The sequence below is a fragment of the Rheinheimera pacifica genome (assembly GCF_024809855.1).
GTDB lineage: Bacteria > Pseudomonadota > Gammaproteobacteria > Enterobacterales > Alteromonadaceae > Alishewanella > Alishewanella pacifica_A.
On sequence record NZ_JANUEM010000013.1, the window covers coordinates 55,317 to 81,023 of the forward strand.

At 41.9% G+C, this 25,707-nt stretch carries 24 protein-coding genes; all 24 read right to left on the bottom strand.

Annotated features, from left to right (window positions below; all coding sequences use genetic code 11):
• Positions 1-70 precede the first annotated feature (70 nt).
• Complete coding sequence (locus M2404_RS15635; RefSeq protein WP_259240697.1) at positions 71-2,047, bottom strand: nucleoside-diphosphate sugar epimerase/dehydratase; 1,977 nt, start codon at positions 2,045-2,047, stop codon at positions 71-73.
• A 97-nt stretch (positions 2,048-2,144) separates the two neighbouring features.
• Positions 2,145-3,044 carry a UTP--glucose-1-phosphate uridylyltransferase GalU gene (galU, locus tag M2404_RS15640; protein ID WP_259240698.1) on the bottom strand — a complete coding sequence of 300 codons (900 nt, stop codon included), beginning with the start codon at positions 3,042-3,044 and terminating at the stop codon, positions 2,145-2,147.
• A gap of 41 nt (positions 3,045-3,085) precedes the next feature.
• Positions 3,086-4,261, bottom strand: coding sequence for a nucleotide sugar dehydrogenase (locus M2404_RS15645; protein WP_259240699.1), 1,176 nt, complete (start codon positions 4,259-4,261; stop codon positions 3,086-3,088).
• A 69-nt stretch (positions 4,262-4,330) separates the two neighbouring features.
• Positions 4,331-5,740, bottom strand: coding sequence for an MBL fold metallo-hydrolase (locus tag M2404_RS15650; protein ID WP_259240700.1), 1,410 nt, complete (start codon positions 5,738-5,740; stop codon positions 4,331-4,333).
• Positions 5,741-5,828: 88 nt separating this feature from the next.
• Positions 5,829-6,233 (bottom strand): endonuclease domain-containing protein, encoded by a 405-nt coding sequence (locus tag M2404_RS15655; protein ID WP_259240701.1) that lies wholly within the window; start codon positions 6,231-6,233, stop codon positions 5,829-5,831.
• Positions 6,234-6,477: 244 nt separating this feature from the next.
• Positions 6,478-7,653, bottom strand: coding sequence for a DegT/DnrJ/EryC1/StrS family aminotransferase (locus M2404_RS15660; RefSeq protein WP_259240702.1), 1,176 nt, complete (start codon positions 7,651-7,653; stop codon positions 6,478-6,480).
• 9 nt (positions 7,654-7,662) lie between these two features.
• Positions 7,663-8,286: an acetyltransferase gene (locus M2404_RS15665; RefSeq protein WP_259240703.1), complete on the bottom strand. Its 624-nt coding sequence runs from the start codon at positions 8,284-8,286 to the stop codon at positions 7,663-7,665.
• Positions 8,283-8,879 (bottom strand): sugar transferase, encoded by a 597-nt coding sequence (locus M2404_RS15670; RefSeq protein WP_259240704.1) that lies wholly within the window; start codon positions 8,877-8,879, stop codon positions 8,283-8,285. The genes M2404_RS15665 and M2404_RS15670 overlap by 4 nt, the downstream gene beginning before the upstream one ends.
• On the bottom strand, positions 8,879-10,027 hold the full coding sequence (locus M2404_RS15675; protein ID WP_259240705.1) for a glycosyltransferase: 1,149 nt from the start codon (positions 10,025-10,027) through the stop codon (positions 8,879-8,881). The genes M2404_RS15670 and M2404_RS15675 overlap by 1 nt, the downstream gene beginning before the upstream one ends.
• A 29-nt stretch (positions 10,028-10,056) precedes the next feature.
• Positions 10,057-11,028 (bottom strand): glycosyltransferase family protein, encoded by a 972-nt coding sequence (locus M2404_RS15680; protein ID WP_259240706.1) that lies wholly within the window; start codon positions 11,026-11,028, stop codon positions 10,057-10,059.
• Positions 11,029-11,170: 142 nt separating this feature from the next.
• Positions 11,171-12,238, bottom strand: coding sequence for an EpsG family protein (locus M2404_RS15685; RefSeq protein WP_259240707.1), 1,068 nt, complete (start codon positions 12,236-12,238; stop codon positions 11,171-11,173).
• Between the two features lie 37 nt (positions 12,239-12,275).
• Positions 12,276-13,370 (bottom strand): glycosyltransferase, encoded by a 1,095-nt coding sequence (locus tag M2404_RS15690; protein WP_259240708.1) that lies wholly within the window; start codon positions 13,368-13,370, stop codon positions 12,276-12,278.
• A 146-nt stretch (positions 13,371-13,516) separates the two neighbouring features.
• Positions 13,517-13,888, bottom strand: a complete 372-nt coding sequence (locus tag M2404_RS15695; RefSeq protein WP_259240709.1) for an acyltransferase — start codon at positions 13,886-13,888, stop codon at positions 13,517-13,519.
• 322 nt (positions 13,889-14,210) lie between these two features.
• Positions 14,211-15,623: a lipopolysaccharide biosynthesis protein gene (locus tag M2404_RS15700; RefSeq protein WP_259240710.1), complete on the bottom strand. Its 1,413-nt coding sequence runs from the start codon at positions 15,621-15,623 to the stop codon at positions 14,211-14,213.
• Between the two features lie 70 nt (positions 15,624-15,693).
• The gene (locus tag M2404_RS15705; RefSeq protein ID WP_259240711.1) at positions 15,694-16,734 is read right to left on the bottom strand and encodes a TDP-N-acetylfucosamine:lipid II N-acetylfucosaminyltransferase family protein; all 1,041 of its coding nucleotides are present in this window, start codon (positions 16,732-16,734) and stop codon (positions 15,694-15,696) included.
• 41 nt (positions 16,735-16,775) lie between these two features.
• Positions 16,776-17,912, bottom strand: coding sequence for a dTDP-4-amino-4,6-dideoxygalactose transaminase (rffA, locus tag M2404_RS15710; RefSeq protein ID WP_259240712.1), 1,137 nt, complete (start codon positions 17,910-17,912; stop codon positions 16,776-16,778).
• A gap of 2 nt (positions 17,913-17,914) precedes the next feature.
• Positions 17,915-18,796 (bottom strand): methionyl-tRNA formyltransferase, encoded by an 882-nt coding sequence (locus M2404_RS15715; protein ID WP_259240713.1) that lies wholly within the window; start codon positions 18,794-18,796, stop codon positions 17,915-17,917.
• 22 nt (positions 18,797-18,818) lie between these two features.
• Positions 18,819-19,691 (bottom strand): glucose-1-phosphate thymidylyltransferase RfbA, encoded by an 873-nt coding sequence (gene rfbA, locus M2404_RS15720; RefSeq protein ID WP_259240714.1) that lies wholly within the window; start codon positions 19,689-19,691, stop codon positions 18,819-18,821.
• 3 nt (positions 19,692-19,694) lie between these two features.
• A complete protein-coding gene (rfbB, locus tag M2404_RS15725) occupies positions 19,695-20,765 on the bottom strand; it encodes a dTDP-glucose 4,6-dehydratase (RefSeq protein WP_259240715.1) in 1,071 nt (356 codons plus the stop codon).
• Positions 20,762-21,886 carry a DegT/DnrJ/EryC1/StrS family aminotransferase gene (locus tag M2404_RS15730; protein ID WP_259240716.1) on the bottom strand — a complete coding sequence of 375 codons (1,125 nt, stop codon included), beginning with the start codon at positions 21,884-21,886 and terminating at the stop codon, positions 20,762-20,764. Before M2404_RS15730 ends, rfbB begins: the two co-directional genes overlap by 4 nt.
• 1 nt (position 21,887) lies before the next feature.
• The gene (wbpD, locus tag M2404_RS15735) at positions 21,888-22,469 is read right to left on the bottom strand and encodes a UDP-2-acetamido-3-amino-2,3-dideoxy-D-glucuronate N-acetyltransferase (RefSeq protein ID WP_259240717.1); all 582 of its coding nucleotides are present in this window, start codon (positions 22,467-22,469) and stop codon (positions 21,888-21,890) included.
• Between the two features lies 1 nt (position 22,470).
• Positions 22,471-23,424, bottom strand: coding sequence for a Gfo/Idh/MocA family oxidoreductase (locus M2404_RS15740; protein ID WP_259240718.1), 954 nt, complete (start codon positions 23,422-23,424; stop codon positions 22,471-22,473).
• An 18-nt stretch (positions 23,425-23,442) separates the two neighbouring features.
• Entirely contained in the window at positions 23,443-24,723 is a 1,281-nt protein-coding gene (tviB, locus tag M2404_RS15745) for a Vi polysaccharide biosynthesis UDP-N-acetylglucosamine C-6 dehydrogenase TviB (RefSeq protein WP_259240719.1), read from the bottom strand.
• Positions 24,720-25,673, bottom strand: a complete 954-nt coding sequence (locus M2404_RS15750) for a Wzz/FepE/Etk N-terminal domain-containing protein (RefSeq protein ID WP_259240720.1) — start codon at positions 25,671-25,673, stop codon at positions 24,720-24,722. Before M2404_RS15750 ends, tviB begins: the two co-directional genes overlap by 4 nt.
• Positions 25,674-25,707 lie beyond the last annotated feature (34 nt).

Consider the following 25,707-nt stretch of genomic DNA (forward strand, 5'->3'; position numbering starts at 1 on the left):
GCACAGCATTACTCAACCTCTAAATGCATATTAACAATACTTTTTGCAGCTTACTGTTAACAGTTTTACGTTAGCAGTATTTTTTTGCCGCCACCGCTGTTACAGCATGGGTATTATCGGCTACTACATTTAATGCAACAGCAGCGGGTAAGCCTAACTCAGCATCACAACCTGCCTTTACCACCAGATCGCTACTGGCACAGCTGTAGTTAAACCCGGTTGGCGCCAGGCGCATCAACTCAATTATTTGCTCTACTGCGAAACTGTCACATAAGGTATCCAGTTGTAGCAACAAACTCTCCATTTCGCTCCAGCTAAGGTACACCTCATCGGCGGCCATAATACGCGGGTGGGCAGTTTCGCGTACACTTTCACCTATTAACAGTTCTTCGTACAGTTTTTCGCCCGGGCGCAGGCCCGAGTATTTAACTTCAATATCGCCATTGGGGTGCACTTCGTCTTTTACTTCCAGCCCCATTAAATGAATCATCCGTTTGGCTAAGTCAGCAATTTTAACCGGCTCGCCCATATCCAGCACAAAAACATCACCGCCATGGCCCATAGCACCGGCCTGTATTACCAGCTGCGCGGCCTCAGGTATAGTCATAAAATAACGGATAATATCTTTATGGGTTACGGTAACAGGGCCGCCGCGGCGAATTTGCTCACGAAATAATGGCACCACAGAGCCACTGGAGCCCAGCACATTACCAAAACGCACCATACAAAAGCGGGTACTGTTTTGACGTTGCGACAATGCCTGCAACACCAGTTCAGCCAGCCGTTTCGAAGCCCCCATCACATTAGTTGGCCGCACCGCTTTATCGGTAGAAATAAGTACAAAAGTTTCCACACCAGAGGCAATAGCCGCTTCGGCTGCATACCAGGTACCAAACAGATTATTACGCACGCCTTCAACCACATTATATTCTACCAATGGCACATGCTTATAAGCAGCAGCATGGTAAACTGTTTGCACTTTAAAGGCTTTCATTACTGTTTCCAGCCGGTTGCGCCGCTGTACGGTGCCCATAACCGGAATTAGCTGAATATCTACTTTATATTGCTTAATTAAGCCGCTGAGTTCTTGTTCTATGCCGTATAAACCAAACTCTGATAGTTCAAATAACACCAGAGTTTTAGGCTCACAGGTAATAATTTGCCGGCATAGCTCAGAGCCGATAGAGCCGCCAGCACCGGTTACCATAACTACCTTGCCGTGAATATTAGCCTGCATCAGTTTAGTTTTCGGCGCTACCGGATCCCGGCCCAGCAAATCTTCAATTTTTACGTCCTGCAACTCATCAATACGCATAGAGCCATCAACTAAATCACTCATACCAGGGATAGACTGCACCGGTATTGGCAGCTCTTCCAACGCATCAAGCACTTCGCGGCGGCGTGAGCGGCTAACAGATGGCAAGGCTAATAAGATACGGCTGATATTGTGTGATTTTATCAGGCTGGTTATTTGTGCAGGCGCGCCTACTGGTACACCCAAAATAGTAGAGCGATGCAACGTAGTGTCATCATCAATAAATATCACCGGATGATACTGCTCGCCGTTAATCAGCGCCTGCGCTAACTGGCGGCCAGATGAGCCAGCACCATAAATAAGCACGCGCTCTTTATGGCCATTATTACGTTGCACTAAAAACATTCGCGCCAGCAAACGCAAGCCGCCCGAGCTAACTAATGCCAAAATAGCATAAACAAAAATCAGGCTGCCTTTATCATGTACATTAAACAGGCCAAACAACAACGCCAGCACAAAAGCACTGCTTACTATACCGGCCAGTACCGCCCCCAGTGCATGCTGGCCAATATAGCGGATAACTGCACGGTATAACCCCAGTTTGGTAAAAATAAATAGCGTTACCGGCAGCGTTACCGCAAAAGCCAGCGCAATTTCAGCAATATGAGTCTGCTCATCGTGCTGGGTTAAAAAATAGCCCGCAAACAGCGAGCTGATTAAAAAACACATATCAGCAATTACTGACACTAAACGCTTAACAGAGCGTGGCAAACTTAATAACCAAGCCAGCATTTGTTACCTCGTCCTTGCAACCATTACATTTAAAGGTTGCCAATAATTAAATCTGCTGCCGGTGTGGTTATACCACAATGGCAAGTTTCACTGAGCATTAACCTGCAGTATGCAACAATTTGCTTAACCACTGCTTAAAACCCGGTCCCAGCTGTTTGTCGCGCAGGCCATACTCAACAAAAGCCTGCATATAGCCCAGCTTATTACCACAGTCATGGCTGCGGCCACTAATATGGTAAGCGTTAACCGTTTCAGCTTCCATTAGTAAGGCAATAGCGTCTGTCAGCTGAATTTCATCACCCGCCCCTACCGGGGTGCGCTTCAACTGTTGCCAAATGTTTCGGCTAAACACATAACGCCCCACCACCGCTAAATTAGACGGTGCCTGCTCAACAGCGGGTTTTTCTATTATTGCTGTCATTCTGACAGACTCACCGGCGGTCATCTGGTGGCCACCAACATCGGCAACGCCATAGCTGCTTACCATGTTATGCGGCACCGGCTCAACCATTACCTGGCTAACACCGCTTTGCTCAAATAACTGCACCATTTTTGCCAGGTTATCACGGCGTAAATCGCTGTCGTAAGCATCTATCAACACATCGGGCAGTAACACTGCAAATGGCGAGTTACCTACCAGCGGCAAAGCACATAGCACGGCGTGGCCCAGGCCTTTGGCCTCGCCCTGACGCACATGCATAATGGTTACATCTTTCGGGCAAATTGCCTGCACTTCGTCCAATAACTGGCGCTTAACCCGCGACTCCAGCATAGATTCCAGCTCAAAACTTTTATCAAAGTGGTTTTCTATGCTATTTTTCGATGAATGCGTCACCAGTACTATTTGTTTAATACCAGCGGCAATGCATTCACTTACCACATACTGTATCAGTGGCTTATCCACCACCGGCAGCATTTCTTTCGGTATTGCTTTAGTTGCCGGCAACATTCGCGTGCCCAGTCCTGCAACAGGAATAACCGCTTTTAATACTTTCATCTAAACTCCGACACTCAACACTAACAACTAATAGCTAATAGCTAGTCGCTACCAAACAAATCCCGGGTATACACTTTATCTTCAACATCAGCTAAAGCTTCGTTGCGCCGGTTTGCCACTATCACATCAGAAATTTGCTTAAACTCGGCCAGGTCTTTAATAACGCGTGAGCGGAAAAACTCCCCCTGCTTTAGCTCAGGTTCATATACCACTACTTCAATACCTTTAGCTTTAATCCGCTTCATAATGCCCTGAATAGCAGAAGCACGGAAATTGTCTGACCCGGCCTTCATTGCCAACCGGTATACACCGACTATTTTCGGGTTACGCTTTAAAATAGATTCAGCAATAAAGTCTTTACGGGTGCGGTTGGCATCTACCACTGCCTGCATAATGTTATTAGGTACATGCTGGTAATTAGCCAGTAACTGTTTAGTATCTTTAGGTAAGCAATAACCGCCATAACCAAAGCTGGGGTTGTTGTAATGCTTGCCAATGCGCGGATCTAAGCCTACGCCTTCAATAATCTGCCGCGAATTTAAGCCATGGCTTTCGGCGTAGCTATCCAGCTCGTTAAAATACGCCACCCGCATCGCCAGGTAGGTATTAGAAAATAGCTTTATCGCTTCGGCTTCGGTGCTGTCGGTAAATAATACCGGTACATCCTGCTTAATAGCGCCTTGTTGTAACAATGCAGCAAACTGCGTCGCCCGCTCGCTTTGCTCACCAACAATAATACGCGACGGGTAAAGGTTGTCATATAGCGCCCGGCCTTCGCGTAAAAACTCCGGCGAAAAAATCAGGTTGGCAGTAGCAAACTTTTCCCGTGCGCTCTTGGTATAGCCTACCGGCACGGTAGACTTAATTACCATTACTGCATTGGGGTTTATTGCCATTACATCGGCGATAACGGCTTCAACACTTTTGGTATTAAAGTAATTAGTTTGCGGGTCGTAATCTGTTGGCGTTGAAATAATGACAAAATCGGCATCAACATAGGCCTGCTGTTTATCCAACGTGGCAGTAAAATTCAGTGCTTTGTGCAGCAGAAAATCGCTAATTTCTTTATCTTCAATAGGCGATTGTTTAGCGTTTAACAGCGCTACTTTTTCCGGCACTATATCCAGCGCCACCACGTTATTATGCTGTGCCAGTAACATAGCATTAGATAGCCCTACATAGCCGGTACCGGCAATAGCAATTTTTAAACCTGACATAACAACCTTTTTGAATTATGAGGTGTGAGTTGTGAATTTTAAGCGCGGAGTTTACCTCAAAACTCAACACTAAACACTAATAACCACTTCTTTGACATAAGCCGCCAGTGCCCTTTGCAACGTCTGCTTGGCATTGTTATCACCATGTACTATGCGCACCCGGTGTGGCTTACGTACCATACGATTTACAAAATTAATTAAACCAGCTTGGTCGGCATGTGCTGAATAGCCGCTTAACGTAATAATCTCTGCGCCAATATTAATACGTTGGCCGTCAATTTCAACATAGCCGCCCTGCGGGCCAAAACGCTGTATTGCAGCCCCCAGAGTACCCCGTGCCTGATAACCAACAAATACCACCTGATGCGCCCTATCGGCCAGTAAGGCAGTTAAGTAATTAACCACCCGGCCACCTTCACACATACCACTGGCAGCAATAACAATAGCGGGCTGTTTAGTGCGGGCTAAAAACTGCACCAAATCTAAATGCTGGCTATGACTGTCTATAGTATGTAACTGGGTAAAACTAAGCGGGTGGCGGCCCTGGCGCAAACGCTGTTTGGCCTCGCTGTCCCAGCAGCTTTTTAAATCGCTGTATGCCTGGGTAAACTTTGCCGCCAGCGGTGAATCAACAATAATCTGCAATTCATCCCAATGTAAATTCTGATGAATTTTCTGCCCACGCAAACGGTGAATAATGGCTTCAAGCTCATACAATAACTCCTGGGTGCGGCCAATACTAAAAGCCGGAAACAACACAGTGCCGTTATCCTGTAATGAGTGCAGCAGCACCTGCTCTAACCGTTTTATGCGCTGGCGCCGGTTGTCATGTAATCTATCACCATAGGTGCTTTCTATTACTACTTCATCTGCTGCATAAGGTGGCTGGGGTGCCGGTAACAACGGCGCATAGGGCGCGCCCAAATCGCCGGAAAATACCGTTTTATACGCCTTTTTGGCGGGCGTGTTATGGCTTAGCTCAATATAAGCAGAGCCCAGTATATGGCCGGCAGGCTGAAACCGCACTTTAATTGCCGCCCCCTCTAAAGCAGGTAAAGCCACCCAGCGCTTAAACTCACAAGGCACTAACTGGCGGCGCACTCTGGCTAAAAAAGCTGTTATCAGCGCCTCATCACGGGTAACACCCACTTTAAGTGCATCTTCCAGCACCAGTGGCAATAAAGTGGCAGAAGCCACAGTACAAAAAATGGGCCCGGTAAAACCGGCGGCCAGCAAATAAGGAATCCGCCCCACATGGTCAATATGCACGTGTGTGACGATAAGGGCGCGAATGTGCGCCAGCGGGAAAGTAATCTGGGGCGAACTGGCCGATCCTGAAGCAGAAACTTCAGCGCCCTGAAACAGCCCGCAGTCAATTAACAGGCCGTAGCCGTCGCTGATGCGGTATTCATGACAAGAACCGGTAACACCATCTACGGCGCCATGGTGGATAAATTGGGGTTTCTCATATAGTTGCATAAAAATCCTTTTTAAATCCAGAATCCTTCCAGCAGTAAATCCCTCCAACCTCAAATCCCCCTAAATCCCCCTTTTTCAAAGAGGGACTTTAAAGGTACCTACCCCCCTCTTTAGCAAAGAGGGGGCTGGGGGGAGACTTGAAGCTTTGCAAGTGTTGCTCAATTTCCGCTAACACAGCTGATAGCTCCGTTTCTACCTGTTGATTAGAAAATCGCAAAACAGTTAAACCGAGCGATGCCATAACATTGTCCCGGATAGCATCATACTCCTGAGCATCTGCAGCATTATGCACTCCACCATCCAGTTCAATTACCAGTTTAGCTTTTGCACAATAAAAATCAGCAATGTAGCCCACAACAGGCTTTTGCCGGTAAAACTGAGCCCCTAGCAGTTGCTTCTTCCTTATGGCTTGCCAAAGCAATTGCTCTGCATCCGTCTGATTGCTGCGTAGCTCCCGGGAAAACGTTTTCAGCACTTTGTTGTAAGGCAACATAGAATTCCCCCAAAATCTCTCCAACCTCCCTTTAGCAAAGGGAGGCTTGCAACTCACTGCTTTTTCTCCCCCTCTTTAGTAAAGAGGGGGCTGGGGGAGATTTGGCAGTTATTTTCTAACCCGATCTCCTGCTCCCTTTGCCGCTACTGTGATAAAAATAGATTTAAAATAGTCGGCTACATTCAGCTCTGTTGCAGATAGCCGGCGGTTTCTGCCTGCAATATGCGGGCAGAAACCGTTCTATTTAATTACTTGCTAGCTGTAACACCTCTTTTAATACATCACAGCTTAGCGCTATTTCGTCTGCTGTCAGAGTCGGGTGCACCAACATCATAATACTGGTTTCGCCCAGCAATCTGGCATTTGGCAAGCGTTCAACAGGTCGCCACGGGGTGTTATCAAAGGCTTTTTCCAAATACACCTCTGAGCAACTCCCCTGATAACAAGGCGCGCCCAGGGCAACAATTTCATCAACAATACGATCGCGGCTCCAGCCATCAGCTAATTTATCCGGGTTTACAAAGAAATAATGTTTGTATTCGGCATGCTGATAATCTGCCGGAACCTTAACCACGCGTAAAACCGGATATTTAGTAGCAACCTCATCTAGTTTTGCGGCATTTTGCTGCCGTGCTTTAGTCCAGTCCGTCATACGGCGTAATTGAATACGGCCAATAACAGCCTGCATTTCCATCATGCGCCAGTTGGTGCCGAAACTTTCATGCACCCAGCGAAACCCAGGCGGGTGCTCACGCTCATACACTGCTTCAAAGCTTTTGCCATGATCTTTATAAGACCACATTTTAGACCATAACTCTTTATCGTTCGTGGTAACCATACCGCCTTCGCCGCCGGTGGTCATAATTTTATCCTGACAGAAACTCCAGGCACCGATATGACCAATAGAACCAACAGAACGGCCTTTATATTTAGCGCCATGCGCCTGCGCACAATCTTCAATCACCGCAAAACCGTGCTTTTTTGCCAATGCCATAATAGGATCCATAGCGGCTGGCATGCCAGCAAGATGCACCACTATTACGGCCTTGGTGTTAGGTGTTAACACTTTTTCGATGGTTTCCGCTGTAATGTTCTGGCTGTTTAGATCCACATCGGCAAAAACAGGATTCGCACCAGCAGTAACCACTGAAGAAGCAGACGCCAAAAAGGTGCGAGGTGTAACAATAACATCATGACCTACACCCACACCTAAAGCTTTTAACGCCACATCAAGTGCCAAAGTACCATTACTTAAGGCAATAGCGTATTTAGCATCCGCCCAGGCGGCAAATTCTTTTTCAAACTCACGACATTCCTGGCCAGTCCAGTAATTCACCTTATTGGACAACACCACATCACGAACAGCATTGGCTTCTTCTTCTGTAAAGCTTGGCCATGGGGAAAATTTAGTGTTTAACATACCGCTCCATCACGACTTAATAATTCTGGCTGGCACACCCACTGCAGTTACACCATCAGGCAGATCATTAACCACTGCAGCCCCGGCGCCAACCATTACATTTTTACCAATACGCTTTAGCTGAATAGCAGAGGCGCCGATACCAACCCAACTGAACTCACCGACTGTAACTCCGCCGGCCAAACAAGCGCCGGGGCTAATATGAACAGCATCAGCCAAAATACAATCATGCTCTACCACTGCATTTGAATTCACAATACAAGCTGCACCAATCCTGGCATCAGCGTTCACAACAGCACCAGCCATCACAACAGTACCTCGTCCGACAATAGCTGAAGAGGAGACTGTCGCAGTAGAATGCACCACAGTTGCCACAGCAAAACCCTCTGCAACTAACTCACTTTGCTTAGCAAGTCGAACCATATTATTACCAATCGCAACAACAACCTCCGGCTTTTCATGCGCGCTAAAAAGGCTTTGAGTGTTACCGACAACATCTGACTGACCATTCTTCTTTTTAGCTGGCCAGGCGTCATCATAAAAAACGATTTTAGTCCATAAGCCTGAACTCAATGCAGCATCGGCAACAACCTTGCCATGCCCACTAGCACCCAATATTGCCAACGTTTTCATTTATCACTACTGCCGGTAAATTTACTCATTGTCGCTTCACCTGCGGCAGAAATACCTTCCCGGACAAATACTTTTTTTACGGTCAGAAATAAAATCTTGATGTCCAGCCACATACTACGATTTTCGACATACCAGACATCCAATTTAAACTTATCTTCCCAGCTAATGGCATTACGGCCATTCACTTGCGCCCAGCCAGTAATACCGGGCCGAACATCATGCCGTCTTGCCTGTTCCGGTGAGTACAAAGGTAAATACTCCATCAAAAGCGGTCTCGGCCCTACCAGGCTCATATCTCCCTTCAACACGTTAATCAGCCCGGGCAATTCATCTAAACTGGTTGAACGCAGAATACGGCCAAAGCGGGTTAAGCGCTGCTCATCAGGTAATGGATTGCCATCTTTATCTACCGCATCCAGCATCGAGCGAAACTTCAGCATATTAAATGGCTTACCGTATAAACCAGGGCGAACTTGCTTAAACAGCACTGGTGAACCGAGTTTAATTCTTATAAATAAAGCCACCAGAACAATTAATGGCGACAAAGCAAGCAAAGCAACCAGAGACACAATAAAACTAAAAAATCGTACCATTACTTCCTCAACATCTCTTCGACTAACTTAAAAATTTTCTTATACTCAACTTCCCTGTCAAATCGAATATCAGGTTTGAAATTTAACTCTAATCTGCGATTGTACATCGATAAAATTTTATCAGTTGCATCTTTAATGTCGCCTGAAATGTAATTCTCGTGATCCTTACCTTGTAACAACTCCAGAACTTCTTCATTACGTTGACTGTTAAGAATTGGAATGCCAACACTCATAAAATCAGAAAGTTTATTTGTCACGGACTGCTTCGCAGCAGATGAAAGACAATTGACTGCAACATCACAACCTTTCATGAACGAATAAACTTCCCGTATATTCATAAAACCGTGAAAGACGACTCCATCTTTTGCAACCCTCTTGAGGTTCGCTTCGAATCCCCCGCCGCCAAAAATATGAAATTCTATAGGATAGCCATCAGCAACCAATGCATTAACAGCCCTTACTATAGTCTCAACATCATAACTGTAACTTAAGGTACCAATGTAAACTAATAAAAACTTTGCATTATCCTTAATTTTAGGAACTGCGTTACGGATAAGCTCAAAATCGCTACCAATATATACCACTTCAGATAAAGCATGCTTATTCGCCACCCTCGCTCTATCCATATACGTTTTTGAAACAGCCACCAGACCGTCGGCAGAGGCATAAGCTTTATTCGCTTTGCTTGAAAAAGGCAAGTACTGAGGTGAGATATAATCGACCAACGGTATCGCTGAAGAAATAGACTCAGGCCATACATCTTGCACATCGACTACCAACTTAAAATTCTTTTCTTTCTTCAACTTCCCCAAAATAACATTAGTCTCAATCAGCGGATAAGCAGAATAAACGAGATCAAAATCAAAATTTTCACTTAGCCATGATTTAAAACCATTGATAAAAACCCTGTGGCTTATCAACCTCTTAAAAGAAACATTACTTTTATATCCCGGCTCATCAATAAGACAAATTCTAAATGTCGAAAAACCGACATCTACCCTATGAGCCTTGTCAAAATGCCTGAACTTACTGGTAACCAGTGTAACCTCATATAAGCCAGTCATCTGCTGAGCCAAATATAAAAACCGGTTAAAATAAGGCTCCGAAGGCAGTGAGCAGTAAGGGGCAACAATAAGTATTTTCTTCATATACACACTTCAATTATTCAAATATCAAGCTAAATACCACTAAGAGCGTCGAAAAGTTTATCTTCCACATCATCCCAGAACACGTCTGCCTCATATTTACAAAAAGGTAAATTATTAATATCTTCGCCAATAGCAATACTCAACGTAACATATATACTATCAACATCATACTCATCAACAAGCAATACGTTAGGATTTATTCCTCTTAAACTTTCAGCCATTTTAGTATTGTTAGAAAATATGGGTACACGGCAAAATAAAGAACTTTCGAAATACTTATTTGATATAGCGTAGACAGAGTTGAAATCCAAAGTCGGGTAAGCAGCCCAAACAAAATCTGTAACTTCATATATAAAAGGGAGTTCGTTATATTTATATCTTCCGAAAAAATGAACCTTATCTTCAACCCCTTCTGATAATACATAACTTTTTAAATAATCCAAGCTTGGCCCATCACCGAATACAAATAACTTAATATCTAAAGCTTTAATCGACAGGATTAAATTACATAAAACTTCTGGGTATCGTACGACTCCAATCCAAGATACCGAAGCACTGCTTTCAATTTTCAACTTTTTTGCTACGTCATACCATGAAGGCGAACTGTCTAGAGCTGGAGAAGAATATCTCGAAGGGTAATTTTCGTAAACAAGGTAACTCTGATTTAAATCATATAAATCAGGATAATATCTAGAAGCAAAAATCACAAAATCAGTACGGCTTAAACTAAAACTTTCTACCATCTTTAGCAATTTCAGTAGCAGTCTGTTACTGGAACTAGGCAAATCCAAACAGTCGTAAACAATTTTAGCTGTACTTCCTGTTATTTTTTTTGCAATAACAGCGCAAATTAAGGAATCCCAATGGCTAGCAAAAATAATTTCTGGCGAATTATTTTTAACTACACGAACATTGTGTCTAATAAATTTTGGTAGTAAAAAAAGCTTTCCAAACCTATTCCCATACTTGATATTGCTATCTAATACATCATGACCTTGCACAGAGTCATTCTTCGAAGCCCCTCGATTCCAAGCCGAGACATGCACTAAGTACTTTTTCGATAGAGACACTCTAAACCTTTCGGTTCGGCTATTAATGGGCCAAGTAGTGTCAATCATAAGCATTTTTTTCATTAAATATTTTCTAACCTAAGTAAAAACCATAAGACTGTGCGTTATAAACAATTGGAAAAATATAAAGAACATAAATTAGCGAGTAAAAATTTGACATTACTCTTATATAGCCAAGCGACATAGAAAACCTGTAATTATAATATTTGCATATAAGAGGGATAACCAAAACACATGAAATAAGATAAAAATAACTCAGACGCCAGGCGATTATAGTAACACTTGAAAACAAAACAATTAATATCATGCCAACAAAAAATAACTTAAACACATAATTATCAAACATATGAGTTATAGACTTTCTAATATTATATATTAAAAATATAGTAACAACGCCGAGGATTATTCTGGGATCGTAAAACTTCATAGGATATCCATAATCATCAGAGGAAATATAAGACACTATCATCCACGAAATAATATCCAACCCAACAAGCTTAAAAGCTTCTGCAATTAGAATTAACGGATTCATAGTAAAGCCGAGAAATATCGAAATGCAAAAAACCGACATCAGTTGCCGGTAAGTCAATTTCGTTAGAAAGACCAGAAGCAAACAAATTGCAGAGCTGTGGAATGAAATTGCCAACAACAGAAACAGCAAAGAGATAATTTTTTTTGAGTAGTAATAATTAATAATAAAAAGCAACCCAAAAGCTGCGGCCACTGACACTCTTGAAGCATGCATATTCATTGTTAAAAAATATGGCATCCAGACCAACAACGAAATAATTCGATAACAAGAATATTTATGAATCACCCACATTATTGGAAACGCAGATAACAACGCCATGGAGAAAATTATAAATTGACCATCAAAGCCTGCGGCGTTACCTAAATACGATAGAATTCTAAAACCAGCCTCTGCATGAATAGTTGGATCAACAACATTTTCCCAGCTTGCCACCTTTGAATATAGTCGTAGATATGCATCATAATCAGCAGGACCAGTTCCCCCGACACGAAACGCGGAAAAAATAAATAAAACGAAGGATAAAAATACAAAAACTAGTTTTTCAAACTTTGTTCTATCGTAAATGATTGAAGAATACAAACTAAAAAATATCAATAAGTATGGCAGCATAGAGTAACCATCATTTAGAGAAGTATTATTTCACTGATTAAAGAGTATCTAACAGCTTAGAAGACCAGTGCGATAAAGAAAATTCATTCTTAATTTTTTGATATGCTGCCTCAGACATTTTCGCATAATCATCTTCTGATAGTTTTAATGCTCTTTCCAAAGCAGAGTAAATATCAAAGTCAAATGCTACTATGCCGTTGACTCCATCCGTTATAATTTTCTCATACCCGTCGCCTGGAAAAATTATAGGCACTAAACCAAGAGACATCGCTTCCAGTAACGCGTAGTTAGCTAAAATCACTTCTGCAGGGAACAAGAAAAATTTGTGTTTTATTAACTCAACGCTGATATCTTTTATAAAACCATCTACCGAAACAACATCACCAATATCAAGTTCTTTATAAAGTTCCAAAACATCATTGGAATAAGATTCTCCTCTCACGCCGTATACAACATTGGAAATCGAGTTAAATCCAAAGATAGAAGCAGAAAACACAAAATTATTTTTCTTAAGAGATGAAAATGCCTCAACCAAAGACTTGACGTTGCGACTTTCAATAACAGCATTAGCATATATAAAATCTTTACTTAACTTTGAGCGCGAATGATAACTCTCTTCAACTGGCACACAATTATAGATGCTTACCACTTTAGCAAGTAAATCCTCCCCAATAGATTTAATTGAGTCCAAATGATGAACTTCTTTAGCAAAGATCTTATCAGAAAGCCTCAAACTCTGTCTTGTAAGCACCTTCTTCACATTAACGAATAGACTCAAGAAGAAAGACTTGCGATTGAAGTGGGTTTTGTCGCCCTTTAGCTCCCCACCTATCAGCCAGAACCTTACTTTAACACCAAGAACCTTTGCTACAGAAACATAGTATAAAGACAATATGGAATAATCATAACAATCAATAAAGTCTGGATTATAGGTCCTTATGGTTTTAGCATAATTATACATACGCGAAAACGTACCCCTTCCAGCAAAGTGCATGTCAAAATGGTTTCCATAATCAACACAATCAGAATTAATTAAAACTCTCGGGTGAATACCAATTGAGTTATACGCATTCAACATGTAATTATACTTCTCGGCAAAAAATGGTAACCCAACAATTAGTGCTTTTTCCATGGAAAACCCTAAAGAATGCTCTTGGTAAAATATGAACTAAGTTATATTAAAAGGCAAAATCGGAAAAAAAGGCCAGTTAAAATTAGTTTACTCAGAAAATAATACTGAAAATCTCATAAGAACAGCCAGTCATATAAAGACGATAATTATTTATATTTTATAAATTTAGCAGGAACTCCACCGACAACTGACATACTTTCAACATCTTTTGTTACAACGCTACCAGCAGCGATAGTTGCACCTTTACCAACCTTGATTCCTTTTAAAATTATCGCTCTGGCCCCTATCCAAACATCATCTTCGATAGTAACGGGGGCTTCAGACATTCCTTTATTGAAGTAAGTTTTATCAATTCCACACCAGTTATGATCAGACGTGAATATCATCACATCAGGCCCCATTAACACTCTATCACCAATTGAGACTTCAGCAACACAACTTAAATAAGCATTTATTCCCAGCCCAGAGTTTTCTCCAACAGATAAATTATATGGGTTAGATACATTTACACCTTTCATAACTACAGAGCCATCGCCAAAGGACTTAGCCCAAGTTCTGAAATAAAAGCATCTCAACCTACAACTAACTCCCTTCGCATTTGCCCCCGGAAGCCAGATAAGAAACAAAAAATAGAACAACAAACTAATTCTATACATACAGAAATACCTTGTAAAAAATCAAAATCATTATATAACACATAGTGGCATTAAATTTAACTCGGAAAACCTAAATGGATAGTATAATATTTACGCAAATAAGTGCAGAAAAAATAAGATTAAGATATTACATAGTCAATCTTAAATTATTAGTTTTTGGCACACGCAATTCAAACACAGCAATTTAACTTAACCGTTTGCTAATAATCCAACTTTTCGCTTCAAAAAATTCAGTTTTAAAAAAAATAAATACACTTAACAAAATTACAGACCAAAACAATGTCAAATAATTATTATACAATTCACCATATATAGTACTTACTACAGCTCCAATTACAAGCAAACTCGTATAACTGTACAAGATAAGACGAGGCATAGGTTTCCAAACGTAGATAGCAAATTCCGTTCTCAGTATAAAGAACAGCCAAAATGATATACAAGTACTCACTGCTGCACCTTTCGCTCCCAAGATTGGTATTAGCCACCAATTCCCAAGTAGATTTACGATGAAAGCCAGGAGAGCCGCAAGCATCGCGAAGCCTGAGCGGCGAGTAACACCAACACCTACTATAGTAGTTTCTGAAAGAGTATAAAATAAAGGAAGCCCTAAACACGAAATCAGAACCCACTGAACTGCACCATAATTGCTAGGTAAAACGAAGGTTATCACCCATGAAAACAACCCCCCCAAACAAAATAGTATTATTACGACCAGCAAAACATAGCGATTCACTTTGTAAATATTTTCAAGCCCTTCTCCAACTGCTGCCCATTTGTAAACAATCGGAGCCCAAACGATACTGAAAACACTCTGAAATATCGCTGCTGCAGCGGCAAAACTAACAGCAACGGAATACAAAGCAAGTTCCTCAAAATTAGATAATTTCGTTAGTAAAATTTTATCTATTGCAGTTAGCCCCCAAAAAGCTAAGCCGCCGAAAACAAGAGGCATACCGAAACTCGCAAGACTTTTCAAATATTTATAATCAATACTCTCATTTAAACTTGCTAACCACTCATCGCGAGTGCTCCATGCATAGACTATACAAACAATTAATGTTGCCGATACATTAGCTATTAGGAGATTGGTGATATTATTTCTAGCTGAGAAGGCAATATAAGCGCCTATAATTAAAATTAAAATTAACTTTGGCAACAACTGACTCATAGAGTAAGCTACGCCACGTTCATTCATCCTTAAGATTAAGGATAAAAAACGAGTAATAAAAGTAGATAAAACCACTATTGAAACAAGCAAGCTAAGTAATTGACTATCTAGCTCAAACAACATTTTTGAAATTAAATTATCAGAACTGATAAAGATACAAAGAACTATTAGCAACAATACAAACCCTGGAAAAAATGTGACTTTGAATAATTTAGGTTTGCTTTTAATCTCATTAAACTCACGAACATAAGCTTGATCTAATCCTAAACTAAAAAATAGAGTGCAAAAGCTCGTTACAACATTTAGCATAGCCAAACGACCAATATCCTCTTTAGAAAAAAACCAAGTCATTAGAGGTATAGTAATAAGCCCTAGAACCGCACCACCTAGAGGCCCCAATGCAAACGCAGCTATTTTTCTTGGATTCATATATTTTTATAATCAGTCATGCTTACCAATTTCCTTCAGTGTAATTATTAAAAATTGCATATTGAAAGAATCAACCGAATATCTTAGCTAGCTGATTATTATAATTACCCTCAGAAAAGTACGCCTTAACAACATCAATGTTACTTCTTGTATCAAGAAAATCTAAATTTGCTAAATCCCCAACGTCTCCAAATACCAATTTTTTTTCTTTAAATAGCTGCCACTGAGTTGTACCACTTCTCAAATAAACTGTTTTACCCAACCCCAATAACGTTATCGTGTTACCCATCGCCTGCTGCCTTTCATGGTTGAATATCGCAATATCAATTGTTCCTAAAAACGCGAGATAATCTTCAAGTGACATAGAATCTGTAATAGCTTTAAATTTATTACCAAACCACTCTCGTCCTTGCGCAATTACATTTTCAGCGTGCTCTGAAGAACCATAAGACAAAGGCAAATATATTAATATATTTTCTTTCTTGTACGGCAGTAGTTTTTCTAATACTTCTATATGATTGTTGCTAGGGTCCGCAGAGTTACCCACCTGAATATTAATAGTTTCACTTTTTTTGTCAGGAATCTTGTATTCTTTATACAAGTTGCTCGGATACATTAAACACTCACAATACTTACCTTTTGCTCTATACCATTTTCTAGCAAGCTCTACATCACCTTCAACATAGGTGACTAGATGTCCCATATTTTTTATTACAGGCCTACGAAAGAACTCACTCACATACCATTTCCAACTACGAACTCCAAATTGATATGCATAAAGGTCACCTCCCCACATTATCCAGTAGCACTTTTTAAGTAGCCATGGAGTAAAAAACAAAATCTGTGTCAATCTCTGATTAAATAAACTATGCAAAATTATTTTATCGGCTTGATGCATTTTAACAATGGCAGCAAAGTAATAATTCAACTTAGAACGAAGAGTCTTAAACGATGATAGCTTTACATTTTCCACATCAACCAGATCATCATCTGCCACCGAACTAATTAATAAAAAGTCATGCTCATCAAAATTAAAATGTTTTTTGATGTTATTAATAAAAGGCGGAATGAAATTAGCGCAAGTTGCAATATGCAATATTTTATTAGTCATTTTTTCTTATATTCAGTCTAATCTATATCAATAGTGTACATTTACAAGGTATCAAAAAAATCAAATATAGCGCGGATGACTTTTTCACAATCCGCTATATCCATGCCATAGTAGAGTGGTAAACGGATGAGTCTGGAACTTTCTACTGTTGTGAAGTTGTCATCACCAATAAAACTACCAAACTGCATGCCTGCGATAGCCGAATGTAAAGGTACATAGTGAAATACAGCCAGAATACCAGCCGCTTTTAAATGACTCAGTAGTTGTGTTCGTACTTCGATATCCCGCACTTTAAGGTAAAACATATGCGCATTTTGGCTGCAGTCGCCCGGAACAGCTGACAGCGTTATAAGTTCACGCTGTACAAGGGGTAATAAACCGTTGTAATAGTTACGCCAAATTTCCAGACGCTTGGCTTGGATCTTTTCCGCATTCAGCAGCTGACCATAAAGATAGGCAGCCTGAATCTCGGAGGGTAAATAGCTGCTACCTACATCAACCCAAGTATACTTATCAACCATTCCTCTGAAAAATTGACTGCGGTTGGTGCCTTTTTCCCGAATTATCTCGGCACGCTGGACAAAACGTTTGTCATTAATAATAAGCAGCCCGCCCTCACCACCGCTGGTTACATTCTTTGTTTCATGGAAACTAAACGCCGCAAGGTGCCCACGAGTTCCAACAGGCTCGTTTTTGTAATATGAGTAAAATGCCTGAGCAGCATCTTCCACAACAAAAAGCTTATACTTGTCAGCGATCCGTATAATGGTGTCCATGTCACAACTGACACCTGCATAATGCACAGGGACTATCGCTTTTGTTTTATCCGTAATAGCCGCCTCTATAAGGGTCTCGTCAATATTCATGGTATCAGGGCGGATATCAACGAAAACAACTTTGGCGCCACGTAATACAAACGGATTTGCGGTGCTTACAAAGGTATAGCTAGGCATAATGACTTCATCGCCCGGCTGTATATCAATAAGAATTGCCGCCATCTCAAGTGCATGAGTACAAGAAGGTGTGAGTAAAGTCTTAAGACATCCCAACTGATCCTCAAACCATTTTTGACATTTCAACGCGTAAGGGCCATCGCCACATAACTTTGGCCCACGCATTGCGTCTAATACTAAATGGTCTTCTTCACCAGTATATGGCGGCATATTAAATGGAATCATTTCTATTTAAACCTTGTTCTAAGCTTTTTTATATTAACCAAATTACCATCGTTATCTTCAATTTCGTCTAACTTCAGCAAACCGCTACCACACACAATGACTGGTTTTCCATTATCAAAAAATATTATTTTTCCCGGCGTTCTATTCTCTATTACAACATCTTTTACTAAACTTACTTCTTTTATTCTTACTTGATCATCGCCGATGAAAGTTGATGCTCCAAGATAAGGATATCCGACACAGTTTACTAACTGCTGGATTTCTTCAGATGCTTGCCGCCAATCTATAGAATAATCATCATTATCACGCCATAAGCTGTAAGTCGCCAATTCATTATCCTGCGGCTCTCCTATAAGCTTATTGCTTACAAACATTGCATATGCTTTTTTAGCAACGTCATAATAAGCTTCACTAACAATTTTAATCGCATCTTCGATAACAATTGGGTAGGAAACCGGAATTTTAATCTGCGATATTATATCACCACAATCATAGTCATCCGCCGCCAGTAAAGCTGTCAGGCCAATGACATCATCTTTATTTAACAAAGCAGTGACTAATGGGTTAAACCCTCTGTACCTCGGCAATAATGAGTCATGGAAAACGATCAGAGCAGATGACGGTATATCAAAAATCATCCTTTGCCAACCAGCGGCGATAGCGAGACCAAACTCTTTGCTATTACTTTTTGTGTCGTAGGTGTATTCTAGTTTATTATCTTCACATAAAGATTCAATTTCTTTCGAAAAATCATTCTTTACATTTAAATCTCTACCTATTACAACAATTACATCTTTTGTTTCTTCGCTTATCGCCTGGACTGTTTTATATCCTTTAAGCCCGGTGGCGAAAACCTTTACTGTCGTCGATGATTTAAGGTACATATATAAAAGTCTTTATAATTTCTTATTTGTTAGCTTCACTCAGAGTATTTAAGTACTCACCGTAGCTGTTCTTAGACATTATTTTTGCGGATTTTTTTAACTGCTCTTCTGATAACCACTCATTTCTCCAAGCAATTTCTTCTAAACACGCAATTTTAAAACCTTGTCTGTGTTCGACTGTTTGAACGAAAGCACTCGCTTCTATCAAACTGTCATATGTACCTGTGTCTAACCAGGCAAAGCCTCTTCGCAATAGCTCTACATTCAAGCGACCCTGTTTTAAATATTCATTATTGACACAGGTAATCTCTAACTCACCCCGAGCTGATGGCGCTATATTTTTAGCGATGTCGATAACATCGTTATCATAAAAATACAGTCCGGTAACCGCGTAATTTGATTTTGGTTTGGCTGGCTTTTCTTCTATCGAAATCGCTTTGTAGCTTTCATCAAACTCAACAACGCCAAAGCGGTGAGGATCTTTTACCTGATAGCCAAATACAGTGGCGCCAGAGTCTCTTGAGGCTGCGCTTAGCAGTTTCGGACGCAGACCATGACCGTAAAAAATATTATCGCCGAGCACCAAACATACATTATCCTTGCCGATAAATTGTTCGCCAATGATAAAGGCTTGTGCAAGGCCATCAGGGCTTGCTTGTACTGCGTAACTGAGGTTAATACCAAATTCGCTACCATCGCCCAGCAAGCGCTGAAAAGCGGCTTGGTCTTCTGGCGTGGTAATAATAAGAATGTCACGAATCCCGGCCAACATAAGTACTGATAAGGGGTAGTAAATCATCGGCTTGTCGTATACTGGCAGTAACTGCTTAGATACACCACGGGTAATGGGATACAGCCGGGTGCCGGAGCCACCGGCTAATATTATGCCTTTCATCTGTTATGCTCCCTGCCCTAAGCGTTCCAGCTTGTAACTGCCATCCAGCACAGCTTGCCACCAGTCTTTATTATTTAAATACCACTCTACGGTTTTACGTAAGCCGGTTTCGAAGGTTTCTTCTGGCTTCCAGCCCAACTCGCGCTCAATTTTGCTGGCGTCTATCGCGTAGCGCAGGTCGTGGCCGGGGCGATCAGTTACGTGAGTGATGAGACTTTCGTAGTTTTCAATGTTAAGTGTTGAGTTTTTAATAGGGGCTAATTCTTCCAAAATAGCGCAAATGGTTTTCACCACATCGATATTTTGCTTTTCGTTATGGCCACCGATGTTATAGGTTTCACCAACTACGCCCCCGGTTACCACCTTGTACAAAGCACGGGCGTGATCTTCTACGTATAGCCAGTCGCGCACCTGATTACCCTTGCCATAGACTGGCAATGGCTTACCTGCCAGGGCATTTAAGATTATCAGCGGTATCAGCTTTTCCGGAAAATGATAAGGGCCATAGTTATTAGAGCAATTAGTGACAATAACCGGCAAGCCGTAAGTACGGTGCCAGGCGCGGACTAAATGGTCAGAACTGGCTTTGCTGGCCGAATAAGGGCTACTGGGCGCATATGGCGTGGTTTCAGTAAATAAGTCATCTGTGCCATGTAAATCACCATACACCTCATCAGTTGAAATATGATGAAAGCGGAATGCCTGTTTACGCCCTTCCGGTAACGCCTTCCAGTAATTGCGTGCAGCCTCTAACAGTGTGTAAGTACCTACTATGTTAGTTTCAATAAAGTCCGCAGGGCCATCTATAGAGCGGTCAACATGGCTCTCTGCAGCCAGGTGCATAACAGCATCAGGCTGGTGCTTAGCAAACAAAGCCTGCATCACGCCTGCGTCAGTAATATCGGCTTTTTCAAATGCATATCGCTCATTTGCCGCGACTTGCTTCAATGAGTTTAAATTACCTGCATAGGTTAATTTATCAATATTGACGACAGAATCAGCCGTGTTATTGATAATATGACGTACAACTGCAGAGCCTATAAAGCCCGCACCACCGGTAACGAGTATTTTCATCCAACTACCTGTGAAGATTGATTAACGAAATCAGCAATTAGCTCAGCACTTTGCTCCGTCATATATGGATGCATCGGCAAGCTGAATACCTGTTTAGCCAAACGAGAGGCTACCGGGAAGTCTTCATCTGTGTAACCCAATGCACTAAATGCAGTCTGCTGGTGCATACAAGTGCCATAGTAAACCATTGTTGGAATACCTTTTTCTTTGCACTTAGCCATATCGGCATCTCTGTTATTGCTTACAAGCGTATACTGTGCCCATGAGCTTATATAGCTCTTCGGCAGCAGGGGTTTTATGTAGCTATCAGACAATTGCCCGGTGTAATATCTGGCCAGCTTGTTTCTCGCGACCAACTCTGTTGGAAATTCAGCCAGTTTCTCCAACAAAACAGCGGCTTGCAATGTGTCTAACCTACTGTTGATACCTATACGCACATTGTCGTATTTATCTTTACCCTTACCATGAACCCTAAATGAGCGGAACAAAGCGGCATATTCATCGCTATTGGTAAAGATTGCGCCGCCATCACCATAACAGCCTAAAGGTTTAGCTGGAAAAAAACTGGTAGTGGCAATATCGCCGAAACTACCGGCACGCTTGCCTTCTATCTCGCCACCAAATCCCTGAGCGGCATCTTCGATCAATTTAAGCTGGTATTTTGCGGCAATTTTTTCAAGTTCCGGATAGTTAGCTGGTAAACCAAATAAATCTACCGCGATGATAGCTCGGGGGATTAATTTTCCTTCGGCTATTACCTGCTGGATACGACGCTCTAAATCTTGAGGACAAATATTAAAGGTACTAACATCCGAGTCGACAAACACCGGTGTGGCACCAGCATAGGCCACAACTTCAGCCGTAGCGAAAAACGTAAAGGTTGGGCAAAATACCGCATCATCAGGCTTAATATCTAACACCATCATAGCTAGTTGCAGAGCGTCTGTACCATTTGCACAGCTGATACAATGCTTTACACCAACATATTCAGCTAGCCGTTGCTCCAGTTCTTCAACCTCTGGCCCCATAATATAATGGCCGTGGTCTAATACAGCCTGAATTCGTTTATCGATACGCTGTTTTAACTGCTGATACTGTGCTGCCAGATCAATAAACTGCATGTTAGCCAACCTTACTTAAAGAATTATTTTTTAGAACGTAACTGGCACCGGAATGTTGACATAGCTCTTCGCCCTCTCCCAACACCGGTAGGTTTAAGCGTTCGCCAAACTCGCTCATCCAACCTATCTGCTTTGCTGGTACACCAACCATTAAAGCATATGCAGGTACATTTTTATTTATCACTGCCCCGGCACCAACAAAAGCAAATTCACCTATGGTTACACCACAGACGATAGTGCAGTTGGCACCTAGCGTAGCCCCTCTTTTGACTAAAGTATCGCGATACTCGTCTTTGCGTTCAATTAACGAGCGTGGGTTATACACATTGGTAAACACCATGCTGGGGCCGCAGAACACGCCATCTTCTAAATGCACGTTGTCATACACAGACACATTATTCTGAATTTTACACTTGTCGCCAATGGTAACTTTGTTGCCAACAAAGACGTTTTGACCAAGAGACACACCTTTGCCAATTTTTGCACCGCTGCACACATGGACAAAATGCCAAACACGTGAGCCCTCACCAATGACAGCGCCATCGTCAACAATAGCGCTGGGATGTACCTGATAATTGCTCATTTTACTTGACCAGTTTAGATACGAATGGGTGGTAGTCGCCTACCAGAGGGCTGATAGAAGAATTACGAATATTGGCGACTGTTTCAATTGCTACCCGGTTTTCTTCCAAACCAAAGCCATTGCCTGCAAGGATTTCCCGATAACTAACGGTATGCAAATCAGTAAAACCGTCAGAAAACTCAATTGATTCGCCGTCTGCCGTAATAGCGCGATAAGTACGCTGACCGGCAGCACGCACATCTGCAGGAATATCATTAACATCTACAGAAAGGAACCAGCGAACTCTGGCTTTCTCATATTCCAGGTAGCCAGCAGCTTTAGTCGGCGAGTTGAAATGTACCTTATTATCTTGCAATTTTCCGAAAACAAAATGCAGCATGTCATAGAAATGCACACCAATGTTTGTTGAAATGCCGCCAGACTTTTTATCATCGCCTTTCCACGACTGTAAATACCAGTGACCACGTGACGTGATATAGGTAAGGTCAACATCAAATTTTTTATCGGCCGGGCTGGCCGCCACTTTTTGTTTGAGCGCGATAATCGCAGGGTGTAAACGCAACTGCAGAATCGTATTTACTTTGCGGCCGGTTTCTTTCTCTATTTCCTGTAAGCCATCAATATTCCAAGGATTTAACACCAGCGGTTTTTCACAAATCGCATCGGCATCGGCACGTAAAGCAAAACGCATATGAGAATCATGCAGATAATTGGGAGAACAAATACCAACATAATCTACTTGCTTACCATTGTTGGCGCGGCGTAATTTATCTATATGCCGATCAAATCGTTCAAACTCAGTAAAAAAATCCGCATCAGGAAAGTGGCTGTCTATAATACCGACCGAATCATTTTTATCTAATGCCGCAACCAGATTATTACCTGTCTCTTTAATTGCTTTCATATGACGTGGTGCTATATAGCCTGCCGCACCTATTAATGCAAAATTCTTCATAATCTCACTCTTTCAATATTAAAAACGGATATCTACCAGATTTTTATCTAATATGTATTTTAAATCGTAAATTACACTGTCAGGCCGGCAAAGCTGCCGAATCCCTATGGCCCCCATGGTCTTAAACTCGTTATGGCCAACGGCTAATATAACGGCGTCATAATTACCTTCCACGGGTTTACAAATCGGTGTTATACCGTATTCGTGCTGTGCTTCAGCAATATTTACCCAGGGGTCGAACACATCAGCCGCAACGCCGTATTCTTTCAGTTCGGCCAGGATATCCACCACTTTGGTGTTACGGATATCAGGGCAGTTTTCTTTAAAAGTTAAACCCATTACCAATACGCGCGCACCAGATACATGAATCCGACGTTTTACCATGGCTTTTACCAGCTCGCTTACTACATAACAGCCCATGCTGTCGTTAATGCGCCGGCCAGCTAAGATAACCTCAGGGTGGTAACCAACAGCCTGAGCTTTATGGGTTAAATAGTAAGGGTCTACCCCTATACAGTGGCCACCGACTAAACCCGGCCGAAACGGCAGGAAGTTCCATTTGGTGCCGGCTGCTAGCAGCACTTCTTCGGTATCGATACCGAGTTTGTTAAAGATTACCGCCAGTTCGTTTATCAGCGCGATATTTAAGTCGCGCTGGGTGTTTTCAATGACCTTGGCGGCTTCTGCCACCCGGATAGAGCTGGCTTTATAAGTACCGGCAGTAATGATGCTGCCGTACAGCTTATCAACAAATTCGGCGATATCTGGTGTAGAGCCTGAGGTAACTTTTTTAATGGTGGTAACACGGTGCTCTTTATCGCCCGGGTTTATCCGCTCGGGGCTGTAGCCAGCAAAAAAATCGGCATTATACTTTAAGCCCGACACGCGCTCGATTACCGGAATACAGTCTTCTTCGGTGGCACCGGGGTAAACGGTAGATTCGTAAATCACCACATCACCGGTTTTTATAACTTTCCCTAAGGTTTCGGAAGCTTTGATCAGCGGGCTTAAATCCGGTTGCCGATGCTCATCTATCGGTGTCGGTACGGTAACAATATACACATTGGCTCGGCGCAAGTCATCAAGCTCACAGCTGTAACTAAGCTGGTCTGCTTCTGCCAACTCGGCACCGCTTACCTCCAGCGTATGATCCACACCCTGTTGCAGCTCAGCAACACGAGTTTTGTTAATATCAAAACCCAGGGTTGGGTAGTGTTTGCCAAATTCAACTGCCAGTGGCAGGCCGACATATCCCAGACCAATAATTGCAACATTTGTGCTCGTTAAATTCAACTTCATGTCTTTTGGTTACTCTTTTTGCTCTGCAATAAATAATATCGCAATATGACTAAAATAATTGCCATGAAGCCTCCCAAGAAAGTAAAAACAATTACAATTATTGGACGTGCAGGCCTTGCTTTTTCCTCTGGAACTATTGGTTTGTCAATTACTTTAAGCGCATATTCTTCACGAACATTAGCCAACATTAAGGTTTTGGTTTGCTCTTCTATTAAAGAATATAAAGCCGCTCTTAAATCTGAAATGTTAGTTTGGCTTATTTGTTGCTGCAGATAAGCAATACTCTTTTCTGCCTCTTCAATATCACGCATTTTCATTTCAAGATTTAAATCTGCCACCAACATTTGAACCCATCTTTGCGCTATAAAAGGTGAAATATGCTCAACACTAAGTTTCACCATGCCGGTTGCAGCATCAGTACTGATATTTAGCTTATCAGAAAGGACCTTATAAGCTTCTTGTATTGAGGGTTCAGCTTGTCTAGGCGGTTTTGCTTCACGTAGCCATTGCTGGTTATTTCGATCATATACTTCTGCATCATAGTTAAGCGTATTACTGGCAAGGTCCCAGCTTTTAACTGCCATCAAATCCTGCAGCTGAATTCGTTTTTCAATAAAACGGCCTAAAAAATCGCGTGACTTTATTATTTCAATAGCCAGTGCTGTTTTATCAACACCTGCGCCACTACCCAAATTAACCCCAGCCAGCGCCGCCAAACCGCCCAGCTGCCCTGATAAACCGTTGCTTTTTTGTTCGCTGGCAGGCGCCAGTAACGCTTCGCTTTTATAAATGTTTGGCAGGCTTAACGCGTAGAACACCGACGCAACAGCAAATACTGTAGTAACGGCGATAATAATCCATTTGCCTTGCCATATAGCTGCAAATAGCTCGCGTAAGTCGATTTCGTCATCGGCAACGCGAGATTGCGATGGGTTTGTGTTTTCAGACATGTTGTTCCTTGTTAAAGCTTACTTGCACTAAGCT